The organism is Simplicispira sp. 125 (assembly GCF_003096555.1).
Lineage (GTDB): Bacteria > Pseudomonadota > Gammaproteobacteria > Burkholderiales > Burkholderiaceae_C > Simplicispira.
Genome location: NZ_QEKM01000001.1, coordinates 3,488,331 through 3,509,172, shown reverse-complemented (window position 1 = coordinate 3,509,172; position 20,842 = coordinate 3,488,331). Strand labels below are relative to the sequence as shown.

At 61.4% G+C, this 20,842-nt stretch carries 28 protein-coding genes; 3 read left to right on the top strand and 25 right to left on the bottom strand.

Translation table 11 applies throughout. The annotated features are described in order from the left end of the window. Window positions 1–33 precede the first annotated feature (33 nt). The gene (locus C8D04_RS16380; RefSeq protein ID WP_116005785.1) at window positions 34–867 is read left to right on the top strand and encodes a DMT family transporter; all 834 of its coding nucleotides are present in this window, start codon (window positions 34–36) and stop codon (window positions 865–867) included. A 69-nt stretch (window positions 868–936) separates the two neighbouring features. Here the strand turns inward: C8D04_RS16380 and ptsP are convergent, their stop codons facing one another. Genes ptsP through C8D04_RS16355 form a run of 5 tightly spaced genes read right to left on the bottom strand, consistent with a single transcriptional unit; the run spans window position 937 to window position 5,154 of the window. After that, entirely contained in the window at window positions 937–2,691 is a 1,755-nt protein-coding gene (gene ptsP / locus C8D04_RS16375) for a phosphoenolpyruvate--protein phosphotransferase (RefSeq protein ID WP_116005784.1), read from the bottom strand. 49 nt (window positions 2,692–2,740) lie between these two features. After that, window positions 2,741–3,010 (bottom strand): HPr family phosphocarrier protein, encoded by a 270-nt coding sequence (locus C8D04_RS16370; protein ID WP_116005783.1) that lies wholly within the window; start codon window positions 3,008–3,010, stop codon window positions 2,741–2,743. After that, the gene (locus C8D04_RS16365) at window positions 2,979–3,425 is read right to left on the bottom strand and encodes a PTS fructose transporter subunit IIA (RefSeq protein ID WP_116006242.1); all 447 of its coding nucleotides are present in this window, start codon (window positions 3,423–3,425) and stop codon (window positions 2,979–2,981) included. The genes C8D04_RS16370 and C8D04_RS16365 overlap by 32 nt, the downstream gene beginning before the upstream one ends. 11 nt (window positions 3,426–3,436) lie before the next feature. Beyond that, the gene (locus C8D04_RS16360) at window positions 3,437–4,651 is read right to left on the bottom strand and encodes an MFS transporter (protein WP_199563067.1); all 1,215 of its coding nucleotides are present in this window, start codon (window positions 4,649–4,651) and stop codon (window positions 3,437–3,439) included. Window positions 4,652–4,677: 26 nt separating this feature from the next. Then, window positions 4,678–5,154 carry a hypothetical protein gene (locus C8D04_RS16355; protein WP_233521212.1) on the bottom strand — a complete coding sequence of 159 codons (477 nt, stop codon included), beginning with the start codon at window positions 5,152–5,154 and terminating at the stop codon, window positions 4,678–4,680. A 215-nt stretch (window positions 5,155–5,369) separates the two neighbouring features. Here C8D04_RS16355 and C8D04_RS16350 point away from each other — a divergent pair, with 215 nt between their 5' ends. Then, a complete protein-coding gene (locus C8D04_RS16350; RefSeq protein WP_116005780.1) occupies window positions 5,370–5,873 on the top strand; it encodes a TlpA disulfide reductase family protein in 504 nt (167 codons plus the stop codon). 95 nt (window positions 5,874–5,968) lie between these two features. Continuing rightward, window positions 5,969–6,460 carry a GNAT family N-acetyltransferase gene (locus C8D04_RS16345; protein ID WP_116005779.1) on the top strand — a complete coding sequence of 164 codons (492 nt, stop codon included), beginning with the start codon at window positions 5,969–5,971 and terminating at the stop codon, window positions 6,458–6,460. 118 nt (window positions 6,461–6,578) lie between these two features. Here C8D04_RS16345 and C8D04_RS16340 read toward each other — a convergent pair whose 3' ends face one another. From C8D04_RS16340 to C8D04_RS16245, 20 genes are all read right to left on the bottom strand, one after another. Then, window positions 6,579–7,085, bottom strand: a complete 507-nt coding sequence (locus C8D04_RS16340; RefSeq protein ID WP_116005778.1) for a peroxiredoxin — start codon at window positions 7,083–7,085, stop codon at window positions 6,579–6,581. 117 nt (window positions 7,086–7,202) lie between these two features. Beyond that, a complete protein-coding gene (rpsQ, locus tag C8D04_RS16335) occupies window positions 7,203–7,472 on the bottom strand; it encodes a 30S ribosomal protein S17 (RefSeq protein WP_116005777.1) in 270 nt (89 codons plus the stop codon). Window positions 7,473–7,481: 9 nt separating this feature from the next. Continuing rightward, a complete protein-coding gene (rpmC, locus tag C8D04_RS16330) occupies window positions 7,482–7,676 on the bottom strand; it encodes a 50S ribosomal protein L29 (protein ID WP_116005776.1) in 195 nt (64 codons plus the stop codon). A 17-nt stretch (window positions 7,677–7,693) separates the two neighbouring features. After that, complete coding sequence (gene rplP / locus C8D04_RS16325; protein WP_116005775.1) at window positions 7,694–8,110, bottom strand: 50S ribosomal protein L16; 417 nt, start codon at window positions 8,108–8,110, stop codon at window positions 7,694–7,696. Between the two features lie 3 nt (window positions 8,111–8,113). Beyond that, a complete protein-coding gene (rpsC, locus tag C8D04_RS16320) occupies window positions 8,114–9,004 on the bottom strand; it encodes a 30S ribosomal protein S3 (protein ID WP_116005774.1) in 891 nt (296 codons plus the stop codon). 14 nt (window positions 9,005–9,018) lie between these two features. After that, on the bottom strand, window positions 9,019–9,351 hold the full coding sequence (gene rplV, locus C8D04_RS16315) for a 50S ribosomal protein L22 (RefSeq protein ID WP_116005773.1): 333 nt from the start codon (window positions 9,349–9,351) through the stop codon (window positions 9,019–9,021). Window positions 9,352–9,360: 9 nt separating this feature from the next. Continuing rightward, window positions 9,361–9,639: a 30S ribosomal protein S19 gene (gene rpsS / locus C8D04_RS16310; RefSeq protein ID WP_116005772.1), complete on the bottom strand. Its 279-nt coding sequence runs from the start codon at window positions 9,637–9,639 to the stop codon at window positions 9,361–9,363. A gap of 10 nt (window positions 9,640–9,649) precedes the next feature. Beyond that, window positions 9,650–10,474 carry a 50S ribosomal protein L2 gene (gene rplB / locus C8D04_RS16305; RefSeq protein ID WP_116005771.1) on the bottom strand — a complete coding sequence of 275 codons (825 nt, stop codon included), beginning with the start codon at window positions 10,472–10,474 and terminating at the stop codon, window positions 9,650–9,652. A 2-nt stretch (window positions 10,475–10,476) separates the two neighbouring features. Then, window positions 10,477–10,791 (bottom strand): 50S ribosomal protein L23, encoded by a 315-nt coding sequence (rplW, locus tag C8D04_RS16300; RefSeq protein ID WP_116005770.1) that lies wholly within the window; start codon window positions 10,789–10,791, stop codon window positions 10,477–10,479. Beyond that, a complete protein-coding gene (gene rplD, locus C8D04_RS16295) occupies window positions 10,788–11,408 on the bottom strand; it encodes a 50S ribosomal protein L4 (RefSeq protein WP_116005769.1) in 621 nt (206 codons plus the stop codon). Before rplD ends, rplW begins: the two co-directional genes overlap by 4 nt. Continuing rightward, window positions 11,408–12,082: a 50S ribosomal protein L3 gene (gene rplC / locus C8D04_RS16290; protein WP_116005768.1), complete on the bottom strand. Its 675-nt coding sequence runs from the start codon at window positions 12,080–12,082 to the stop codon at window positions 11,408–11,410. The genes rplD and rplC overlap by 1 nt, the downstream gene beginning before the upstream one ends. Before the next feature lie 202 nt (window positions 12,083–12,284). Continuing rightward, on the bottom strand, window positions 12,285–12,596 hold the full coding sequence (gene rpsJ / locus C8D04_RS16285) for a 30S ribosomal protein S10 (RefSeq protein WP_005796953.1): 312 nt from the start codon (window positions 12,594–12,596) through the stop codon (window positions 12,285–12,287). Between the two features lie 26 nt (window positions 12,597–12,622). Further along, window positions 12,623–13,813 carry an elongation factor Tu gene (gene tuf, locus C8D04_RS16280; protein ID WP_116005767.1) on the bottom strand — a complete coding sequence of 397 codons (1,191 nt, stop codon included), beginning with the start codon at window positions 13,811–13,813 and terminating at the stop codon, window positions 12,623–12,625. 201 nt (window positions 13,814–14,014) lie between these two features. Continuing rightward, window positions 14,015–16,117: an elongation factor G gene (gene fusA, locus C8D04_RS16275; protein WP_116005766.1), complete on the bottom strand. Its 2,103-nt coding sequence runs from the start codon at window positions 16,115–16,117 to the stop codon at window positions 14,015–14,017. A gap of 151 nt (window positions 16,118–16,268) precedes the next feature. Next, entirely contained in the window at window positions 16,269–16,742 is a 474-nt protein-coding gene (rpsG, locus tag C8D04_RS16270; protein ID WP_092700195.1) for a 30S ribosomal protein S7, read from the bottom strand. A 166-nt stretch (window positions 16,743–16,908) separates the two neighbouring features. Continuing rightward, window positions 16,909–17,286, bottom strand: a complete 378-nt coding sequence (gene rpsL / locus C8D04_RS16265; RefSeq protein WP_056266875.1) for a 30S ribosomal protein S12 — start codon at window positions 17,284–17,286, stop codon at window positions 16,909–16,911. 125 nt (window positions 17,287–17,411) lie between these two features. After that, entirely contained in the window at window positions 17,412–18,581 is a 1,170-nt protein-coding gene (locus tag C8D04_RS16260) for a D-alanyl-D-alanine carboxypeptidase family protein (RefSeq protein ID WP_116005765.1), read from the bottom strand. A 76-nt stretch (window positions 18,582–18,657) separates the two neighbouring features. Next, window positions 18,658–19,290: an alpha/beta fold hydrolase gene (locus C8D04_RS16255; protein WP_116005764.1), complete on the bottom strand. Its 633-nt coding sequence runs from the start codon at window positions 19,288–19,290 to the stop codon at window positions 18,658–18,660. Between the two features lie 90 nt (window positions 19,291–19,380). Then, window positions 19,381–19,731 (bottom strand): (2Fe-2S) ferredoxin domain-containing protein, encoded by a 351-nt coding sequence (locus tag C8D04_RS16250; RefSeq protein WP_116005763.1) that lies wholly within the window; start codon window positions 19,729–19,731, stop codon window positions 19,381–19,383. 9 nt (window positions 19,732–19,740) lie between these two features. Next, window positions 19,741–20,838: a VanZ family protein gene (locus C8D04_RS16245; protein WP_116005762.1), complete on the bottom strand. Its 1,098-nt coding sequence runs from the start codon at window positions 20,836–20,838 to the stop codon at window positions 19,741–19,743. Window positions 20,839–20,842 lie beyond the last annotated feature (4 nt).

Here is a 20,842-nt window from a genome sequence, read left to right as displayed (position 1 = left end):
CACACGGCGGGCCGTGCGATTAAGCTCACCCCTATGCATGCCAACCTGTACGCCCTGGGCGCCATTGCCCTGTGGGCTTCCCTCGCCACGCTCGGAGTCTCGCTCTCCCATGTTCCGCCGTTTCTGCTGACCGGCATTGCGCTGGTCATCGGCAGCATTCCCGCATGGCCGCTGGTGCTGCGCAACCCCTCGCTGTGGCGCATCCCGCCGCGCACCTTGGCCCTGGGGGTGTACGGCCTGTTTGCCTACCACTTTCTGCTGTTCATCGCGTTGCGCCATGCGCCTCCCGTCGAAGCCAATCTGGTCAACTACCTGTGGCCGCTGTTCATTGTGGTGCTGGCGCCGGTAATGCTGCCCGGTGTGGCGTTGCGCCTGCCGCATGTGCTGGCCGCCCTGCTGGGCTTTGGCGGCGCTGCCATGGCGATCGCCGGTGGGCGCGAACTGAGCGGCGCACTGGCCTGGGGCTACCTGCCCGCTCTGGCGTCAGCGTTTATCTGGGCGACCTATTCGCTGCTGACCCAACGGGTGGCGGCCTTCCCCACCACCGCCATTGGCCTGTTCGGGCTGGTGTCGGGTGTGCTCTCGCTGCTGTGCCATGTATTGCTGGAACCCTCGGTGTCGCTGCAAGCCCGCGACTGGGCCTTGCTGGCGGTGCTGGGCCTGGGTCCGCTGGGGGCTTCGTTTTATCTGTGGGACAAGGCGCTCAAGCTCGGTGATGCACGGCACATCGGCATCCTGAGTTACCTCACGCCGCTGGCCTCGACGGCGCTGCTCATTGCAGTGAGCGGTCGCCCGTTCAGCGCCAGCATTGCGCTGGCCACGGCCATGATCATCAGCGCGGCCGTGATCGGCATGCGGGCGCGCTGATTTTTGTCAAATCCGCCTGTAACGCCCTACCATCAAGCGCCAAAAGCTATATTATTGATAGCAATCCAGCTACACTGCCTGCAACGGCGGAACGTCATCACCCTCCATCATCTGCTGCGCCCAAGGCGCGAGTTTGCGGGTGTCGGCGCGCAACACTTCTTGCTTGATGGTCAGGATTTGTGCCGGATGCATGGAAAAGCTCCGCAGTCCAAGACCCAGCAGTAGCCGGGTCATGGTGATGTCGCCGGCTGTTTCGCCGCACACCGAGACGCTTTTGCCCTGCAGGCGGCATTCCGCGATCACCTCGGCCACCAGCCGCAGCACGGCGGGATGCATGGGGTCGTAGAGATGTGCGACCGATTCATCGGCCCTGTCGATGGCCAGCGTGTACTGGATCAGGTCGTTGGTGCCGATCGAGAGAAAGTCGAAATACTGCAGGAAGTACCGCACCATGAGCGCAGCCGCGGGCACCTCGATCATGGCGCCCAACCGGGTGGGGCCGTGCAGGACGCCACGGGCATCGAGTTCGGCGCGCGCCAGCCGCACCTGCGCCAGCGTCTGCGCGATTTCGCGGGGGTGCGTCAGCATGGGGAACAGCACATTCACCTGTCCATGCACGGCGGCCCGCATCAGGGCGCGCAACTGGGTGCGAAACATGGCCGGGTCGGCCAGGCTCCAGCGAATCGCGCGCAAGCCCAGAGCCGGGTTGAGGGAGTCGTCACGGTGCTGCTTGTCCAACGGCTTGTCGGCGCCAATGTCCAGGGTGCGAATGGTGACGGGCAGGCCCTGCATGCCTTCAACGGCCTCGCGGTAGGCGCGGTACTGCTCTTCTTCGTCGGGCAGGCTGCCCATGCGGCCCATGAAGAGGAATTCGGTGCGGAACAAGCCAACGCCCACGGCGCCCGCAGCCACGGCCGCCGCCGCATCGCCCGGCAACTCGATGTTGGCCAGCAGGTCGACATGGCAACCATCGAGCGTGACCGCCGGGGTGTGGCGCAAGCGCGCCAGGCGCTCGCGTTCCAGTTCGATCTGGCGCTGGCGAAAACCATATTCAGCCAGGATGATGGCCGACGGATCGACGATCATCACGCCCGCATCGCCGTCGATGATCACCCAGTCGTCCTGGCGCACCAGCTGGCTGGCCGCGCGCGCGCCCACTACGGCGGGGATGTCCATGCTGCGCGCGACGATGGCGGTGTGCGAGGTCTTGCCGCCCACGTCGGTGACAAAACCGGCGAATACGCTTTTCTTGAACTGCAGCATATCGGCCGGCGATAGGTCGTGCGCCACCAGCACCAGGGGGACATCCACCGTGTCGTCGAGCAGCAGGTCTTGCTGCGTCTTGCGCTTGGGGCTGGCAGCGGGCGGCGCCACGGGCAGGGGCACGCCTTTCATGTGGCGCAGGATGCGGTCGACGACCTGCTCCAGGTCGGCCTTGCGCTCGCGCAGGTATTCGTCTTCCATTTCATCGAACTGGCGCCCGATGACTTCAAGCTGGGTAGTCAGCGCCCACTCGGCGTTGTACAGGCGTTCGGTGATCCAGTGCTTGACACCGTTGGTCAGCATTTCGTCCTGCAGCAGCATGAGGTGCACATCCAGCAGCGCGGCCAGTTCGTGCGGGGCATCGGGCGGCATTTCACCCTGCAGACGCTGCAGCTCGTCGGCCACAGCATTGCGCCCTTGGCGCACGCGGTCGATTTCGCTGTCGATCTGGTATGGCTCGATGAAATAGTGCGACACCTCGACGCGGCTTACGCCCACCAGCACGGCACGCCCGATGGCAATGCCACGTGCCACCGCCAGGCCTGGTACGGAAAACGTCATGCGTGCACCCTCCTTCTGGCCTGCCCTGCGCGGACAAGACAGCCTGTGTTCATTCGCCTTCGCCGAACTTGTCGGTAATCAAGGCCAGCAGCGCATCCATGGCTTCCTGTTCCTGCGCACCGCTGGTTTCAATCTCCACCACCGAGCCCATGCCTGCGGCCAGCATCATCACGCCCATGATGCTCTTGGCGTTGATGCGCCGGTCCCCGCGGCTCATGAAAACTTCGCAGGGGAAACTGCCGGCGAGCTTGGTGAGCTTGGCCGACGCCCGGGCGTGCAGGCCCAGCTTATTGCTGATGGTCGTGCTGGTCTTGATCATGCGGATTGCGTATCTGGTTCTGGGGCGCTGAAATGGCCACCTGCATCACCCCCTGGGTGCCCCCGACCACGGCGCGCTGCACCAGCGCATCGAGCGGCTCGGCGCGGTAGCACACGCTGCGCAGCAGCATGGGCAGGTTGACGCCGGTCACCAAGCGCGCATCGCGGCCTTCGACCAGCCGCTGGGCAATATTGCACGGCGTGGCGCCGAACACGTCGGTCAGCACCAGAATCGGGGCTTCGCCCTGTGCTTGCAGCATGCTACGGGCCATGGCCAAGGTGTCTTCGGGTGCTGCGTGGGGCTGCACATCCAGCACCATGACACTGTCGGCACAATCGGCGAACACATGCAAGGCGCATTCGCGCAGTGCGTGGGCCAAGGGGGCGTGGGCGATGATGAAGATGCGCGTGCTCATGGTTTTGCGGTTCAATAGGCATTATCACCGCGGCCGCGCAGCACAAACCATGCATAAGCGGCCCCGTTGCACGCCAGGAACAAGGCCATGCCGGCCCGGTAGGCGGCCACCGTATCCAGCCCTGCCCCCATAAAGCCATCGATCGCCAGGCCTATGCCCCACTGCACCACGAACACGCCCAGAAAGATCACCAGGTTGTAGGCCGACAGGGCGCGCCCCGCCAGGGCCTGGGGAAAGGTCATGGCCAAAGCGGGCAGCGACAGCGACACAAAGGTACTGCACACACAAAACAACGCCCAGGCACCGGCGCCAGCCTGCGGACCCAGTGCCACGATGGTTGCAAGAACGATCAGGCTGGACGGCAGGCCCCAGGCCATCAGCCTGTTGGCGTCCAGACCCCGGCGCAGCAGCCAGGGGTTGACCATGCCCCACGACCAAAAGGTACCCAGCATGGCCATGTTGATCCAGAAGAGCCCCGCCGCCGCCTGCTGAGGCGACTGCCCGGCCACGTTCTGCATCCAGGGCCCAGCCCAGAGAGTCTGCATGGCCACCATGCCGCCGTAACTAAAGAAACCCAGCGGTGCCAGGCGCTGGAAATAGCGGTTACGCCACACCACGGTGTAACCCGATGGCAGGCCGTGGGGGGACTGGCCTGCGCACTCCCCAGGCTCTGTGTTTTTGGCCTGAGGCCATGCGGGCACCACCAGCGCGACCCACACCATGGCCAGCACAATCAGCACCGCCAGCCCCCAGAACAGCGGACGCCAACCAGCCACGGGCAGCAGCCACTGCACGGGAAGGGTGGACGCCACCATGCCGGTCGAGCCGGTCATCAGCATCCAGGCGTTGGCCCGCATCTGCGCCATGGGTGTAAACCAGCGCCGATAGCCCGTGAGAGGCGCCATCAGGCAGGCACTGACACCCGCACCCACCAGCACACGCCCGGCCAGCAGCATCGAAAAATTCCCGGCCTGGGAGAACACCAGGCAACCCGCCACAGCCACACCCAGAAACCCCAGCTGGACAGTGCGGGGCCCATGGCGGTCAAGCCAGCGCCCCAGGGGCAGCTGCGTGGCTGCAAAGCCGAGAAAGTAGCCCCCGGACAACAACCCTAGATCGCGCGCGTGGAGCGAAAACTCCTGCGTCAGCAAGGGGGCCAGCGTGGCGGTCACAGCCCGCAGCAACGCCGAAAGAAAGTAGGCAAACGCAAAGGCCAGAAATACCATCACGGCGGTCCGCCGCGCGAGCACCGTCACTGCAAAACCAACCCGGCGAAAAATTGTGACGCCTGCTCCCGATGCGGCTTCGCTCCCATCACGATGGCGTGGCAGGCCTGCACCCGGGGTCCCTGGACCCGCGCAAACCATACGGCCTGGACCGCGACGCCCGTGCCATCCGGTGAACGGCCCTGCACCTCGGTGCGCACCGAGGGGGGAATGTCGAGCGCTCCGGCGGGCACGAACGCGGTGTCCTGCGGCGCTCCCGCATGCCCTTCTCCTTCTGAGGGCGCCTGCATGCCCGCCAGGACAGCGGCGCGCCAGTGGGTCAGGGCTGCGCCCGTTTGGGTGGGGTCTTGCAGAACGGCACAGGCGATGGCAAAAGTTGCACCGTCGGCTTCGCAGCCGGACATGTGCATGTCCACCGGGGTGCCCGCCAGCTCCACGCTGCGCTGCACCTGTTCAGGCTTGCAGGGCAGACTGGCCTGGAGCCCTTGTCCGGGGAGCGTCACTGCCCTCCAGTCCAACGTGGGGCTGCAAGCAGCGAGCATTACCAGGACTGCGGCACATAAGGTTCTGAGCATCCAGGGATTATCGGCAGAAGCGACCACGGCCGCCGGAACGGGCCTGTGAACCTTTGGACTGCGGATGCATCTAACGGATTTGCGGATCACTCCGCCGGTTCACGCTGCCGCACAATAGCGGTCTTGTTGATGTGGGAAAGCATATGCAGTTGAAGAACGTGGTCATCGCGGTTGCCGTGTCCGCCGCAGTTGTGGTAGGTGGTGGAGCGCTTGTGGGTTGCAGCCAGTCTACAGCCCCCGATTCCACGTTTGTGCTGCTTGATGGCTCGCGCCAGACCACGGCTGACCTGCGCGGCAAGGTCACACTGGTGAATTTTTGGGCAACCAGCTGCACGACCTGCGTGGCTGAAATGCCCGAGATCATTGCGACCTACCAAAAGTACCAGTCCCGTGGTTTCGATACCCTGGCGGTGGCCATGAGCTACGACCCGCCAAGCTATGTCGTGAACTTTGCCGAAACCCGCAAGCTCCCCTTCAAAGTGGCGCTCGACAACACCGGGGCGGTGGCCAAGGCTTGGGGCGACGTGCGCATCACCCCTACGACCTACATCGTCAACAAGCAGGGGCAGATCGTGAAGACCTATGTCGGCAACCCCAATTTTCCTGAATTGCACCAGTTGATCGAACGCCTGCTGGCGGAAGGTTGAACGCACCCTTGTGCGCTGCGCAGGTTTTTCCTGCCTGGTGGGGGCCTTTGGTCGTGCCGTTACACTGCGCTTTTTGCCATTGAACGCTTCGAGTAGTGGATACGCCCCCCGTGACCTTGTTGACAGCCACCGGCCCCGAACATCTGGCGGTGCTGCGTGATCTCTTCCAGGAATACGCCGACAGCCTGTCGATTGACCTGTGCTTCCAGCAGTTCGATACCGAACTGGCCACCCTGCCTGGCGAGTACGCCGATCCCCGCGGCGCCTTGTTGCTGGCGCTCGTCGATGGCGCACCGGCTGGCTGCTGCGCACTGCGGCCACTCGATACCGCCGACTACCCCAATGCCAGTGAGATGAAGCGTCTTTTCGTGCGCAAAGCCTTTCGGGGCTTTGGGCTGGGGCGCCAGTTGGCCGAGGCGACGCTGGATGCAGCTCGGCAGAGGGGCTATGCCTGCGTGCTGCTCGACACGCTGGACGACATGGAGTCGGCCCGGGCTCTTTACACCGACCTTGGGTTTACGGACATTCCTCCGTACTATCACAACCCGATCCAGGGTGCGCATTACCTCAAGGTTGATATTTTTTAGTCAAATCAACCTTGAGCGCACGGCCATAAAGCGCAGCAAGCTATTTTATTAATAGCACAAGGAAAGCTGCGTATCCGATCTCGGCTCCCACGTGCAATGACCCGACACGATTGAACGATTACGCCCGTGCTTGGGCCAGGAGAGTGTCTGCGTCGCTGACCTCGAACTTGCCCGGACCTTCGATGTTGAGCTGAACGACCTTGCCATCCTTGACCAGCATGGAATAGCGGTTGCTGCGCAGGCCGAGCCCCTTTCCATTCAGATCCAGGGTCAGGCCGGTGGCTTTGGCAAAGGCTGCGTCGCCATCGGCGAGCATGCGAATGGCGCTACCGGTCTTCTGATCACGCGCCCAGGCGCCCATGACAAAGGCGTCGTTGACGGCCAGGCACCAGATCTCATCGACGCCAGCGGCCTTGAACTCTGCGGCCTTTTCTACAAAACCAGGCACATGCTTGGCTGAGCAGGTCGGCGTGAAGGCACCCGGAACGGCAAACAGCGCAATGGTTTTGCCCGCTGCGGCAGTGCCCACCTGCACCGGGTTGGGGCCCAGGCTGCAGCCATTGCCCTCGACCTCGTTGAATTCCATCAGTGTGCTATCGGGAAGGGTATCGCCAATCTGAATCATGCGTGTCTCCGGTGGTGTAAACAGAAAGGGGCAGACCCGTTGTTGGCGCCCCAAAAAGAAAAACGACCCACATTGTGGGTCGTTTTTGCGGGGCTTGCAGTGCAGTGCCAGGAAGGCTTACACCAGCGATGCCTTTGTCACCAAGCGGGTCGCAACCCAGTTCTTGGTCTTCGAGAGTGGACGGCTTTCGGTGATCTCGATCACGTCGCCCGTCTTGTACTCGTTGTTTTCGTCGTGCGCATGGTATTTGCTCGACTTGCCGACGATCTTGCCGTAGAGCTCGTGTTTCACACGGCGCTCGATCAGCACGGTTACGGTCTTTTCACGCTTGTCGCTGACCACCTTGCCAACCAAGGTGCGCTTGAGGGATTTTTTAGCTTCCGTCATGTGGGCTCCTTATTTGGCGGCTTGCTTTTGGGCAAGAATGGTCTTGGCGCGGGCGATGTCACGGCGCGTGGTACGCAGCGTGCCGGTGTTGCCCAGTTGTTGCGTAGCCTTTTGCATGCGCAGTCCGAAATGGGCCTTTTGCAGGGCCTTGATTTCTTCCTTGATGCCAGCGACGTCTTTTTGGCGAAGTTCAGCAGTATTCATATCAGTTTCTCCTGAACTCACTGGCCTACCATGCGTGCCACGAACGTGGTGCGCAGGGGGAGCTTGGCAGCGGCCAGACGGAAGGCTTCACGGGCGAGTTCTTCGGGCACGCCGAGGATCTCGAACACGATCTTGCCCGGCTGGATTTCGGCCACGTAGAACTCGGGGTTGCCTTTACCGTTACCCATACGCACTTCGGCGGGCTTGGAGGAAATCGGCTTGTCCGGGAACACGCGGATCCAGATGCGGCCACCACGCTTGACGTGGCGGGAAATGGCGCGGCGAGCGGCTTCCAATTGACGGGCCGTCAGACGGCCCCGATCGGTGCACTTCAGACCGAAATCACCGAACGCGACCGAGTTACCCCGGGTTGCGATGCCAGTGTTGCGGCCTTTTTGCTCCTTGCGGTACTTGCGGCGAGCAGGTTGCAGCATGTTTTATTCTCCTTTTCCGTCCGCTGCTGTAGCGGGCGCGTCTGCTTTACGAACGCGCTTAACGGCGGTTGTGTCGGCGCCACCGGCGCCGGCAGGCTTGTCGCTGCCATCAGCAGGAGCCATATTGGCGCCTGCAGGCCGGCGCGGGCCGCCACGGCCTGCACCACGGTCGTTACGGTCGCCACCAGGGCGGCCATCACGGCGCGGACCACGGGGACGGCGCTCATCGTCCGGACGTGGGGTTTCCACGGCGGGCAGATCGTTACGGCCCAGCGTGTCACCCTTGTAGACCCAGACCTTGACGCCGATCACACCGTAGGTGGTCTTGGCTTCAGAGGTGCCGTAGTCGATGTCGGCGCGCAGTGTGTGAAGTGGCACGCGGCCTTCACGGTACCACTCGCAGCGGGCGATTTCGATACCGTTCAGACGGCCCGACGACATGATCTTGATGCCCAGGGCACCCAGACGCATGGCGTTTTGCATGGCGCGCTTCATGGCACGACGGAACATGATGCGCTTCTCGAGCTGCTGCGTGATGCTGTCAGCGATCAGCTTGGCATCGATTTCAGGCTTGCGCACTTCTTCGATGTTCACTGCGACAGGCACGCCCAGACGGGAGGCGAGTTCCTTCTTGAGATTCTCGATGTCTTCGCCCTTCTTGCCGATCACCACGCCCGGACGTGCCGAGTAAATGGTGATGCGGGCATTCTTGGCAGGACGCTCGATGAGGATGCGCGAAACCGCAGCATTCTTCAGCTTGGCCTTGAGGTACTCGCGCACCTTGATGTCTTCGGCCAGCATGCCGGCGAAGTCACGGTTGCTGGCGTACCAACGGCTAGCCCAGTTGCGGCTGACCGCAAGGCGGAAGCCGGTAGGATGGATTTTCTGTCCCATAGTCTTCCTTGGCCTCAGTTACCAACCGTCACGTACACATGGCACGTGGGCTTGCTGATGCGGTTGCCGCGGCCTTTGGCGCGCGCGGTGAAGCGCTTGAGCGTGGTGCCTTGCTCGATGTAGATGGTTTTCACCTTCAGCTCATCGATGTCAGCGCCATCGTTGTGTTCGGCGTTGGCGATGGCCGACTCCAGAACCTTCTTGACGATGCCCGCAGCTTTTTTCTGCGTGAAGGTCAAAATGTTCAGAGCCTGGTCCACCTTCTTGCCGCGGATCAGATCAGCGACCAGACGGCCCTTGTCGACCGACAGACGGACGCCCCGGAGGACTGCACGTGTTTCAGACATGGTCGTTCCTTATTTCTTCTGGACTTTTTTGTCCGCGGGGTGACCCTTGAAGGTGCGCGTCAGGGCGAATTCGCCGAGCTTGTGGCCCACCATCTGGTCGGTGATATAGACCGGCACATGCTGCTTGCCGTTGTGCACGGCAATGGTCAGGCCGATGAAGTCAGGCAGAACCATGGAGCGACGCGACCAGGTCTTGACGGGCTTCTTGTCCTTGGTGGCAACGGCCTTTTCGACCTTTGCCATCAAATGGTGGTCAACAAACGGACCTTTTTTGAGAGAGCGAGTCATTGGCTATCCCTTATTTCTTGCGGCGCGAAACAATCATGTTCTGCGTGCGCTTGTTGTTGCGGGTGCGATAACCCTTGGTCAGGTTGCCCCATGGGTCGACAGCATGGCGGCCTTCGCCGGTGCGGCCTTCGCCACCACCGTGCGGGTGATCCACCGGGTTCATGGCAACGCCACGCACCGTAGGACGGATACCCATCCAGCGCTTGACACCGGCCTTGCCGAGTTGGCGCAGGCTGTGCTCTTCGTTGGCGACTTCACCAATGGTGGCGCGGCATTCGATATGGATGCGACGCACTTCACCGGAGCGCATACGAACCTGCGCATACACGGTTTCGCGGGCCAGCAGCGTTGCCGATGCACCAGCGGAACGGGCGATCTGCGCACCGGCACCGGGCTTGAGCTCGATGCAGTGGATGGTCGAACCCACCGGGATGTTGCGGATCGGCAGCGTGTTGCCAGCGCGGATCGGCGCCTCGGAACCGGACATCAGCGTGCTGCCAACTTCCAGACCACGGGGGGCGATGATGTAGCGGCGCTCGCCGTCGGCGTAGCACACCAGAGCGATGTGGGCCGTACGGTTGGGATCGTATTCAATGCGCTCCACCTTGGCAGCGATGCCATCCTTGTTGCGCTTGAAGTCCACCACGCGGTAGTGGTGCTTGTGACCACCGCCCTTGTGGCGCGTCGTGATGTGACCGTTGTTGTTACGCCCGGCTTTCTGGAACTGAGGCTCCAGCAGCGGTGCGTAGCCATCACCCTTGTACAGGTGGTCACGGGTAACCTTCACCACAGCACGTTGGCCGGGCGAAGTGGGTTTCATCTTAATGACAGCCATGATTACGCAGCCTCCCCAGAGAGGTTCAGCTCTTGACCTGGCTTGAGCATCACATAGGCCTTGCGCACATTGTCGCGGCGGCCCACGGTCTTGCCAAACTTCTTGGTCTTGCCTTTGGTGTTGAGCACAGAAACGCCCTTGACTTCCACCTTGAACATCAATTCCACAGCGGCCTTGATTTCATGCTTGGTCGCGCTCTGGAGCACTTTGAACGTCACAGCATTGGACTTTTCAGCAACCATGGTGGCCTTTTCGGACACGATGGGAGCGACCAGCACCTGCATCAGACGACCTTCGTCAAACTTGAGCGTGCTCATGCGAACATCTCCTTGAGTTGGTCGATAGCGCCCTTGGTGACGAGCACTTTCTTGTAGTGCACCAGCGACACGGGGTCTGCATAACGCGGCTCGACAACGAACACGTTCTTCAGGTTGCGGGAAGCCAGGTACAGGTTTTCGTCGATTTCCTCGGCGATCACCATCACCGATTGCAGATTCATCGCCTTGAACTTATCAGCCAGCACCTTGGTCTTGGGCGATTCGAGCGTGAGCGAATCCACCACAGCCAGGCGACCTTCACGGGCGAGCTGCGACAGGATGGAAGCCATGCCAGCACGGTACATCTTCTTGTTGATCTTCTGCGTGAAGTTTTCGTCAGGCAGATTCGGGAAGATGCGACCGCCTCCACGCCACAGCGGCGAGGAAGTCATACCGGCGCGTGCGCGACCGGTGCCCTTTTGCTTGAAAGGCTTCTTGGTAGAGTGGTGAACCTGCTCGCGGTCCTTCTGGGCACGGGTGCCCTGGCGGCCGTTGGCGCGGTATGCAACCACGATCTGGTGCACCAGATCTTCGTTGTATTCACGACCAAACACGGTCTCGGGCGCATCAAACTTGGATGCGGCCTGGCCTTGGTCATTCAGGAGTTCGAGCTGCATTAGTTCGCTCCTTTGGATGCGGTTGCCTTGATGGCGGGACGCACCGTAACGAACCCACCCTTGGAGCCCGGAACAGCGCCCTTGATCAAGAGCAGTTGGCGTGCTTCGTCAATGCGAACCACATCGAGGTTTTGCGTGGTGACAGTTTCGTCGCCCATGTGACCGGTCATGCGCTTGCCCGGAAACACACGGCCCGGATCCTGCGCCATACCGATCGAACCCGGCACGTTGTGCGAACGGCTGTTACCGTGCGACGCGCGCTGGGAAGACATGTTGTGGCGCTTGATGGTGCCGGCAAAGCCCTTACCAATCGAAGTACCTTGCACGTCCACCTTCTGGCCCACGGTGAACAGGTCAGCCACAGGCACGGTAGCGCCCGGCTTGTACTGGGCAGCCGTATCGGCGGTCACGCGGAATTCACGGATAATTTCACCAGCTTCAACGCCCGCTTTCGCGAGGTGGCCGGCTTGTGGCTTGGTCACGCGCGAAGCTTTGCGCGAACCGAATGTGACCTGCACGGACACATAGCCATCGTTCTCTTGGGTTTTGATCTGGGTCACGCGGTTGTTTGACACATCCACCACTGTGACAGGAACTGCGTCCCCATCATCAGTGAACAGGCGCATCATGCCCACCTTGCGGCCCAGCAACCCCAGGGAGTTGCTCAGACTCATTTGTTTCTCCAAAACTTCCACCGCCGCGACTGCAATTGGCCCCGGCGTTGCACTGTATGTGCATGAAAGACGGTTGATAAAACTCCGCCTTTTTACAAACGCAAAAAGGCGAAGCCTCAAAGTATAACGCGAACTGCTTATGAAAGCAAGTTCGCGTTATTTTGAAGGAGCCTGGCGAGTATGCACCGCCAAGGCTTGAAGCTTATTGCAGCTTGATTTCGACGTCCACACCAGCCGGCAGGTCGAGCTTCATCAGCGCGTCCACGGTCTTGTCGGTGGGATCAACGATGTCCATCAGACGCTGGTGCGTGCGGATTTCGAGCTGGTCGCGGCTGGTCTTGTTGACATGCGGCGAGCGCAGGATATCGAAACGCTTCATGCGCGTCGGCAGGGGCACGGGACCCTTGACGATGGCGCCGGTGCGCTTGGCAGTGTCAACGATCTCGGCAGCAGACTGGTCGATCAGCTTGTAATCGAAGGCCTTGAGGCGGATGCGGATTTTTTGCTTGGACATGGCAAGTTCCTGGTGATGCTTAAATCTTAAGCAATGATCTTGGCCACGACACCCGCGCCCACGGTACGGCCGCCTTCGCGGATAGCGAAGCGCAGGCCTTCTTCCATGGCGATGGGGTTGATCAGCTTGACGGTGATCGACACGTTATCGCCAGGCATGACCATTTCCTTGCCTTCAGGCAACTCGATCGCACCGGTCACGTCCGTCGTGCGGAAGTAGAACTGGGGACGGTAGTTGTTGAAGAAAGGCGTGTGACGGCCGCCTTCGTCCTTGGACAGCACATACACCTCTGCGGTGAAGTGCGTGTGGGGCTTGATCGAGCCGGGCTTGCACAGCACTTGGCCGCGCTCGACGTCTTCACGCTTGGTGCCGCGCAGCAGCAGGCCGACGTTGTCGCCCGCCTGGCCTTGATCCAGGAGCTTCCTGAACATTTCCACGCCAGTGCAGGTGGTCTTGACGGTGTCTTTGATGCCGACGATTTCGATTTCTTCGCCGACCTTGATGATGCCGCGCTCGATACGTCCGGTCACGACGGTGCCGCGGCCAGAGATGGAGAACACGTCTTCCACGGGCATCAGGAAGGCACCGTCCACAGCGCGCTCAGGCGTGGGGATGTAGTTGTCCAGCGCTTCGGCCAGCTTCATGATGGCTTCTTCGCCGAGCTTGCCCTTGTCGCCTTCCAGGGCGAGCTTGGCGGAACCGCGAATGATCGGGGTGTCGTCGCCAGGGAAATCGTATTTGTCGAGGAGCTCGCGCACTTCCATTTCGACGAGCTCAAGGAGTTCTTCGTCGTCCACCATGTCGCACTTGTTCAGGAACACGATGATGTAGGGCACGCCCACCTGGCGGGCCAGCAGGATGTGCTCGCGGGTCTGGGGCATGGGGCCGTCAGCGGCCGAGCACACAAGAATAGCGCCGTCCATCTGGGCAGCGCCGGTGATCATGTTCTTCACATAGTCAGCGTGACCAGGGCAGTCGACGTGGGCGTAGTGGCGGCCAGCCGTTTCATACTCGACGTGCGAGGTGTTGATCGTGATGCCGCGCGCTTTTTCTTCGGGCGCGTTGTCAATCTGCGAATAGTCTTTGGCTTCGCCGCCGAACTTGGCCGACAGCACGGTCGCAATCGCTGCCGTCAGCGTGGTCTTGCCGTGGTCAACGTGACCGATGGTGCCCACGTTGACGTGGGGCTTGGTGCGTTCAAACTTACCTTTTGCCATTCTCAATTCTCCAAAGAGCAGTACCCGTGTAGTGGTTTTACGTCTGCATCCGATTGCTGGATCGCCCTGCACGGGGAACGGGGCGGCACCGGATCGCAGACAAAACTATTATTTTTATAGCTGCCAGCGCTTACTGCATAAGCGCTGGAGGCCAATGAGAGTCAAAGAGGACAGAGCAGCAAGGCCGATGCCCCCAAGGATTTATTTTGCGCGCGAGGCCATGATGGCTTCAGACACGTTGCGCGGAGCTTCCGCGTAGTGCTTGAATTCCATCGTGTACGTCGCACGGCCTTGTGTCGCCGAACGCAGCGTCGTCGAGTAGCCGAACATTTCGGACAGCGGCACTTCGGCCCTGATGGCCTTGCCGCCACCAATCATGTCTTCCATGCCCTGCACCATGCCACGGCGTGAGGACAGATCGCCCATCACGTTACCGGCATAGTCTTCAGGCGTTTCCACTTCCACAGCCATCATGGGCTCCAGGATGACAGGGTTGGCCTTGCGGCAACCTTCCTTGAAACCGAAGATGGCGGCCATCTTGAACGCCAACTCGTTCGAGTCCACATCGTGGTACGAACCGAAGTGCAGCGTGACCTTGACATCCACGACGGGGTAGCCGGCCAGCACGCCTTGCGTGACGGCTTCGTTGATGCCCTTTTCCACCGCAGGGATGTACTCGCGTGGCACCACACCGCCCTTGATGGCGTCAACGAACTCAAGGCCCTTGCCGGGTTCGTTGGGCTCGATCTTGAGCACCACGTGGCCGTACTGGCCCTTACCACCGGACTGGCGCACAAACTTGCCTTCGGCGTCTTCCACCGTCTTGCGGATGGTTTCGCGGTAGGCCACCTGGGGCTTGCCCACGTTGGCTTCCACGCCGAACTCGCGCTTCATGCGATCGACGATGATTTCCAGGTGGAGCTCGCCCATGCCGGAAATAATGGTCTGGCCCGATTCTTCGTCGGTGCGCACGCGGAACGACGGATCTTCAGCAGCCAGGCGCTGCAAGGCAATACCCATCTTTTCCTGGTCGACCTTGGTCTTGGGTTCCACAGCCTGCGAAATCACGGGCTCGGGGAACACCATGCGCTCCAGAATGATCGGCGAGCCGATATCGCTCAGGGTTTCGCCAGTGGTCACGTCCTTCAGGCCCACGCAAGCAGCGATGTCACCGGCGCGGATTTCTTCCACTTCCTGGCGCTCGTTGGCGTGCATCTGCACGATACGGCCGATGCGCTCTTTCTTGCCCTTGATCGAGTTGAACACGGTGTCGCCCTTGGTCAACACGCCCGAGTACACACGCACAAAGGTCAACTGGCCCACAAAGGGGTCGGTCATCAGCTTGAACGCCAGGGCCGAGAACTTCTCGTTGTCGTCTGCCTTGCGGGTGATGGGATTCTCGTCCTCATCAGTACCAGCGACATCAGGAATGTCGGTTGGCGCGGGCAGCAGATCCAGCACGGCGTCGAGCATGCGCTGAACGCCCTTGTTCTTGAACGCGGTACCGCACAGCATGGGCTGGATTTCGCAGGCAATCGTGCGCTGGCGCAGACCGGCCGTGATTTCCTCTTCGGAGAGCGTGCCCTCTTCGAGGTACTTGTTCATCAGCTCTTCGCTGGCTTCAGCGGCGGATTCGACCATCTTCTCACGCCACGTGTTGCACACGTCGATCAGATCAGCGGGAATGTCGCGGTACTCGAACTTCATGCCTTGCGAGGCTTCGTCCCAGTAGATGGCCTTCATCTTGGTGAGGTCGACCACGCCTTCGAACTTGTCTTCAGCACCGATGGGCACAACGATCGGCACAGGGTTGGCCTTGAGGCGCAGCTTCATGCCTTCGACGACCTTGAAGAAGTTGGCGCCGGTACGGTCCATCTTGTTCACGAAGGCCAGACGGGGCACCTTGTGCTTGTTCGCTTGGCGCCACACGGTTTCGGATTGGGGCTGCACGCCACCCACGGCGCAATACACCATGACCGCACCGTCGAGCACGCGCATGGAGCGCTCGACTTCAATCGTGAAGTCCACGTGACCGGGGGTGTCAATGATGTTGATGCGGTGCTCGGGGCGGGACAGATCCATACCCTTCCAGAAGCAGGTCACGGCAGAAGACGTGATCGTGATGCCGCGCTCCTGCTCCTGCTCCATCCAGTCGGTGGTGGCAGCGCCGTCGTGCACTTCACCCAGCTTATGGGTCACGCCTGTATAGAACAGGATACGTTCAGACGTCGTGGTTTTGCCGGCGTCGATGTGGGCCGAGATACCGATATTGCGGTAGCGCTCGATGGGAGTCTTGCGAGCCATGGTGAATCCTTGATGGGTCGAGTTATTCGGGTTTTCAGGGCACCGGCTCGTGGCGGGAACCCTTCGATGGTGCGACTGCCTCAATCGCCACAAGGCTGCAGGCAAAAATGCCAGCAGCCTTGCGCTTTGACTGAGACTGGTCTGCGTCGATTTAGAAGCGGAAGTGGCTGAATGCCTTGTTGGCTTCGGCCATGCGGTGCACTTCGTCACGCTTCTTCATGGCACCGCCACGGCCTTCGGTGGCCTCGAGCAGTTCATTGGCCAGGCGCTGGGCCATGGACTTCTCACCACGCTTGCGGGCGGCTTCCTTGATCCAGCGCATCGACAGAGCCAGACGGCGCACGGGACGCACTTCGACGGGCACTTGGTAGTTGGCACCACCGACACGGCGGGACTTGACTTCGACCATGGGCTTGACGTTGTTGATGGCAACAACGAAAGCTTCCAGCGGATCCTTATCAGGGTGCTTCTTCTCGATCAGTTCCAGGGCACCATAAATGATGCGCTCTGCAACCGCTTTTTTGCCGCCTTCCATGATCACGTTCATGAATTTGGACAGCTCGACATTGCCGAATTTAGGGTCCGGCAGAATTTCACGTTTGGGGACTTCGCGACGACGTGGCATTTTTCACCTCTTAATTGCTTCAGTTGGCGTCTTTTCAGACACCGCGAGATCCATTGGGAATCCCACTTACTCGACCCACACGAAATATTCGCGCTTGGGGTCACTTCGTTTGAGCCGCCAGCCAGGCGAATCAAACACCGATTGTCTTTGCTGAAAAGCGCAGGACTTATTTGGCCTTGGGCTTCTTGGCGCCGTACTTGGAGCGCGACTGCTTGCGGTCTTTCACGCCTTGCAGGTCGAGCGAACCACGCACGATGTGGTAACGCACACCAGGCAAGTCCTTGACACGACCGCCGCGCACCAGCACAACGCTGTGCTCTTGCAGGTTGTGGCCTTCACCGCCGATGTAGGAGATGACCTCAAAACCGTTGGTCAGGCGCACCTTGGCAACCTTGCGCAGAGCGGAGTTGGGCTTCTTGGGCGTCGTGGTGTACACACGGGTGCACACACCACGGCGCTGCGGCGAGTTTTCCATCGCCGGACTCTTGGATTTGGTCTTCTCGACCTCACGCCCGTGACGCACGAGCTGGTTAATGGTTGGCATGAACTATCGTCCCTAAACGTAAAATACGAAAACGTGAATCCCTTCGGAAATTCCGAAAAGCCTTCAAATGTAGCAGATAGGCCAGCGCTCAGCAAGCCCCGACGAGCCGCTTCGCGGGCTCGCGCTTACTTGATCCAAAGGCGAATACCGTCCCAGGCCCGCCCCAGAAGACCCGCCTGCTCCACCGCCTCCAGCGCCACCAAGGGCACTTCGCGCAGTGTCTGCTCACCCAGCACCACCTTGAGGGTGCCGATTTCCTGCCCCTGGGTGAAGGGCGCGACCAGCGGATCAGGGCGAACGATCTGCGTGGTCAGCTTGCCAGCGCTCCCGGAGGGCACGGCCACCACGATGGCCTCGGGGCGGCCCAGCTTGAGCTGCGAGGCCTTGCCTTTCCATACTGCCGGGGTGTCCACGCTCTGGCCTACATCAAACAATTTGACGGCATCAAAGGCGGTGTAGCCCCAGTTCAGCAGCTTTTGGCTTTCGTTGGCCCGCGCGTTTTCGCTCGAAGCCCCCAGGACGATGGAGACCAGCCGGCGCGCGCCCACCTGGGGAAAATCGCGCTTGGCCGTGGACACCAGGCAGTAGCCTGCGGCTTCGGTGTGTCCCGTCTTGAGGCCGTCCACACTGGGGTCGCGGTAGAGCAGCAGGTTGCGGTTGTTGCTGTTGGATGCCGGGGTGCCCTCGTAGCGGTACTGCTTGGTGGCGTAGTAGTGCATGTACTCCGGGAAGTCGTGTATCAGCCGCGACGACAGCGTGGCGAGATCACGCGCCGTAGTGGTGTGCCCGGCCTCCGTCAGGCCTTCGGGGTTCTTGTAGGCCGTGTTCTTCATGCCCAGGGCGCGCGCCTGGTCGTTCATCAGCTTGACGAAGTTCTCCGCCGTACCACCCACGCCTTCGGCCAGGGCCATGGTGGCGTCGTTGCCGGACTGCACGATCATGCCCTTGAGCAAGTCGTCCACCGGCACCTGCATCTTGGGGTCGATGAACATGCGCGACCCTGGCATCTTCCAGGCGCGCACGCTCACAGGCAGTTTTTGCTGCAGGCTGATCTTCTTGGCCCGCAGCGCGTCAAAGACCAGATAACCGGTCATCAACTTGGTCAGGGACGCCTGCTCGACGGGCGCATCAATGTCTTTGCCCGCCAGGATCTGGCCTGCCGTCACATCCACCAGCATGTAGGCCCGGGCAGCGATTTCAGGGGGCTGAGGAGCCTGCGCCTGCGCCACCAGGGCACAGGACAGCACACCGACGGACACAACCAAGGATCGCAACGTAGAGAAAATTCTGTTCATTCAAAAAACCATAGAGAAGAGTAAATAGGCGCACGTAAAAAAGCGCAGAGGGCGCAACGCGCCAAAGAAGGGCGCTTCAGGCGCCCGATTGCAGGTGGCGGACCACCAGTTCTTTGAGGAGATTTAATTGTCCGTGAAAGAAATGCCCGCCTCCGGGGAGGACGGTGACAGGCAGTGTCTGGGGCCGCGCCCAGTCCATCACCGAAGACAGCGGCACGGTATCGTCCTGCTCGCCATGCAGCACCAAGGTGCGCAGATGCGCCGCGGGCGGCACCGGGGCTACCGTGAAGCGACTGGCCGCAGTGCCCACCAGCACGGCATGCGCCACCTGCCGCTTGTCCCACAGATCGGCCAGCACATGGCTGGTGACGAAAGCGCCAAAAGAAAACCCGGCGAGGGCAATCGGACCCTCGGGTGCCACCTGGCGCACCACCGCCAGCATGTCTTGCTGTTCAGCACGCCCTTCGTCATGCACACCGGCACTGGCGCCCACGCCACGGAAATTGAAACGCACAGCGCTCCAACCGCACTGCACAAAGGCCCGCGCCAGCGTTTGCACCACTTTGTTATCCATGGTGCCGCCAAACAGCGGGTGCGGGTGGGCAATGACGACCACGCCACGGGGCGCTGCGCCTGCAGGAATATCGCGCTGCACCTCAATGGCACCCGCTTCGCCCTGGAGCCGCAATTTCTCGGTTTGTGCGTTCACTGAATACTATCTATTTGATAGCTTCCAGCGCTTGTAAATAGGGCGCTAGATGCCAAAAAATTATATATTTAAAAACAGATAGAGGCCGGATCAGCGCCCAAGTTCCGGTGGCGTGCGCAAACGTTCCACCACGCGCCCGTTCTTGAGGTGCGATTCGACGATCTCATCAATGTCGGCCGTATCCACGTAGCTGTACCACACGCCCTCGGGATAAACCACGGCCACGGGCCCGGCCGCGCAGCGGTCCAGGCAGCCGGCCTTGTTCACACGCACCTGGCCCGGCCCGGCCAGGCCCGCTTGTTTGACCAGGGCCTTGCAACGATCGAACGCCGCTTGCGCGCCATGCTGGGCACAGCAGTTTTCGCCATTGGCGCGCTCGTTCAGACAAAAGAAAATATGGCGCGCGAAGTAGGCGGGCGCGGGGGATGTGGAATCGCTCATACCTGCATTTTAGGAAGCACTGCTGCGCCGTGAGGCCCGCAGTAACACATACACCAGTGTGGCAAAAGGCCACAGCCATCCCAGCCACTGGCCCAGCCCATAGAAACGGATGAAGCGCCCCTGCTCCCAGACCAGCAGGGTCTGGGCGAAATAGGCGCTGGTGGGCGCATCGTTGAGCAGTGCCAGGTGGATGGTGAGCACCACCAGCAGCAGCACCGCGCTGACCCGCTGCGGCAGCACGAGCGACAAGGCGGCCAGCACCAGCCCCAGCCAGAGACCGGCACGTACCGGCATACCCAACCAGGCCCAGGCATGGGATGGGCCATAACTCAGTGCGGCCGACAAAGCCGTCGCGGCGACGCCCACCAGCGCAATGCCCAACACCAGCACCACACGGCGCCCCCGGTGGCGCACCATGCTGAAGGCCAGCAGACAGGGCACCAGTAAGCCCAGCGCCACGCACAGCAGCTCAGCCGCAGGCGAGAGCGGCTGCAACTGCGCCTCGCGCACCGGCAACCAGGCCAAAAACGGGGTATCAGCCAGCAGCTCAGCCAAGGCAAGCTCCAGGCGCTCGAGCACCTGACCCAGGCCAAAAGGTTCAGCCGCCGGGAACAGCAGCGCCCACGGCCACAGTGCCAGCAGCACCAGGGCGCCCCGCGCATCATGGGCGAACCAGCGCGCACGAAAACGGCTCCAGCGGTCGATGGCCCCCAAGCGCTCCAGCAACGCGGCGCTCAGCGCTCCCAGCAGCGCACCGGCCGTGTTGAGTACCAGATCCAGGTTGGAGGGCACGCGCTGGGGCAGGTAAATCTGCAGATACTCCATCAGCAGCGACAGCGTGCCGCCCGCCAGCAGCGCCAGCGGCACCGCCACCCAACCCCGGCCTGTGCGCAGCATGGCCAGCGCCAGCAAAAAACCCAGCGGCGCATAGCCGGCCAGGTTGGTGACCACGTCAAACCCCGTCCAGTACGGCGGGGGCAACGGTGCCAGCAAAAAAACCCCGGGCGGAATGCCCTGGGCACGCCAGCCCATGAACGGGAACAGGCTGGCAAAGACGATCAGTGCGACATAGACCAACGCCAGCGGCCAGGCAGAGGTTTTATGCACCGAT

Bases quoted from the DNA above. Each gene is read 5' to 3' on its own strand.
- C8D04_RS16380 (WP_116005785.1), top strand. From the start codon at position 34: ATGCATGCCAACCTGTACGCCCTGGGCGCCATTGCCCTGTGGGCTTCC.
- ptsP (WP_116005784.1), bottom strand. From the start codon at position 2,691: ATGACGTTTTCCGTACCAGGCCTGGCGGTGGCACGTGGCATTGCCATC.
- C8D04_RS16370 (WP_116005783.1), bottom strand. From the start codon at position 3,010: ATGATCAAGACCAGCACGACCATCAGCAATAAGCTGGGCCTGCACGCC.
- C8D04_RS16365 (WP_116006242.1), bottom strand. From the start codon at position 3,425: ATGAGCACGCGCATCTTCATCATCGCCCACGCCCCCTTGGCCCACGCA.
- C8D04_RS16360 (WP_199563067.1), bottom strand. From the start codon at position 4,651: ATGGTATTTCTGGCCTTTGCGTTTGCCTACTTTCTTTCGGCGTTGCTG.
- C8D04_RS16350 (WP_116005780.1), top strand. From the start codon at position 5,370: ATGCAGTTGAAGAACGTGGTCATCGCGGTTGCCGTGTCCGCCGCAGTT.
- C8D04_RS16340 (WP_116005778.1), bottom strand. From the start codon at position 7,085: ATGATTCAGATTGGCGATACCCTTCCCGATAGCACACTGATGGAATTC.
- rpsQ (WP_116005777.1), bottom strand. From the start codon at position 7,472: ATGACGGAAGCTAAAAAATCCCTCAAGCGCACCTTGGTTGGCAAGGTG.
- rpmC (WP_116005776.1), bottom strand. From the start codon at position 7,676: ATGAATACTGCTGAACTTCGCCAAAAAGACGTCGCTGGCATCAAGGAA.
- rplP (WP_116005775.1), bottom strand. From the start codon at position 8,110: ATGCTGCAACCTGCTCGCCGCAAGTACCGCAAGGAGCAAAAAGGCCGC.
- rpsC (WP_116005774.1), bottom strand. From the start codon at position 9,004: ATGGGACAGAAAATCCATCCTACCGGCTTCCGCCTTGCGGTCAGCCGC.
- rplV (WP_116005773.1), bottom strand. From the start codon at position 9,351: ATGTCTGAAACACGTGCAGTCCTCCGGGGCGTCCGTCTGTCGGTCGAC.
- rpsS (WP_116005772.1), bottom strand. From the start codon at position 9,639: ATGACTCGCTCTCTCAAAAAAGGTCCGTTTGTTGACCACCATTTGATG.
- rplB (WP_116005771.1), bottom strand. From the start codon at position 10,474: ATGGCTGTCATTAAGATGAAACCCACTTCGCCCGGCCAACGTGCTGTG.
- rplW (WP_116005770.1), bottom strand. From the start codon at position 10,791: ATGAGCACGCTCAAGTTTGACGAAGGTCGTCTGATGCAGGTGCTGGTC.
- rplD (WP_116005769.1), bottom strand. From the start codon at position 11,408: ATGCAGCTCGAACTCCTGAATGACCAAGGCCAGGCCGCATCCAAGTTT.
- rplC (WP_116005768.1), bottom strand. From the start codon at position 12,082: ATGAGTCTGAGCAACTCCCTGGGGTTGCTGGGCCGCAAGGTGGGCATG.
- rpsJ (WP_005796953.1), bottom strand. From the start codon at position 12,596: ATGTCCAAGCAAAAAATCCGCATCCGCCTCAAGGCCTTCGATTACAAG.
- tuf (WP_116005767.1), bottom strand. From the start codon at position 13,813: ATGGCAAAAGGTAAGTTTGAACGCACCAAGCCCCACGTCAACGTGGGC.
- fusA (WP_116005766.1), bottom strand. From the start codon at position 16,117: ATGGCTCGCAAGACTCCCATCGAGCGCTACCGCAATATCGGTATCTCG.
- rpsG (WP_092700195.1), bottom strand. From the start codon at position 16,742: ATGCCACGTCGTCGCGAAGTCCCCAAACGTGAAATTCTGCCGGACCCT.
- rpsL (WP_056266875.1), bottom strand. From the start codon at position 17,286: ATGCCAACCATTAACCAGCTCGTGCGTCACGGGCGTGAGGTCGAGAAG.
- C8D04_RS16260 (WP_116005765.1), bottom strand. From the start codon at position 18,581: ATGAACAGAATTTTCTCTACGTTGCGATCCTTGGTTGTGTCCGTCGGT.
- C8D04_RS16250 (WP_116005763.1), bottom strand. From the start codon at position 19,731: ATGAGCGATTCCACATCCCCCGCGCCCGCCTACTTCGCGCGCCATATT.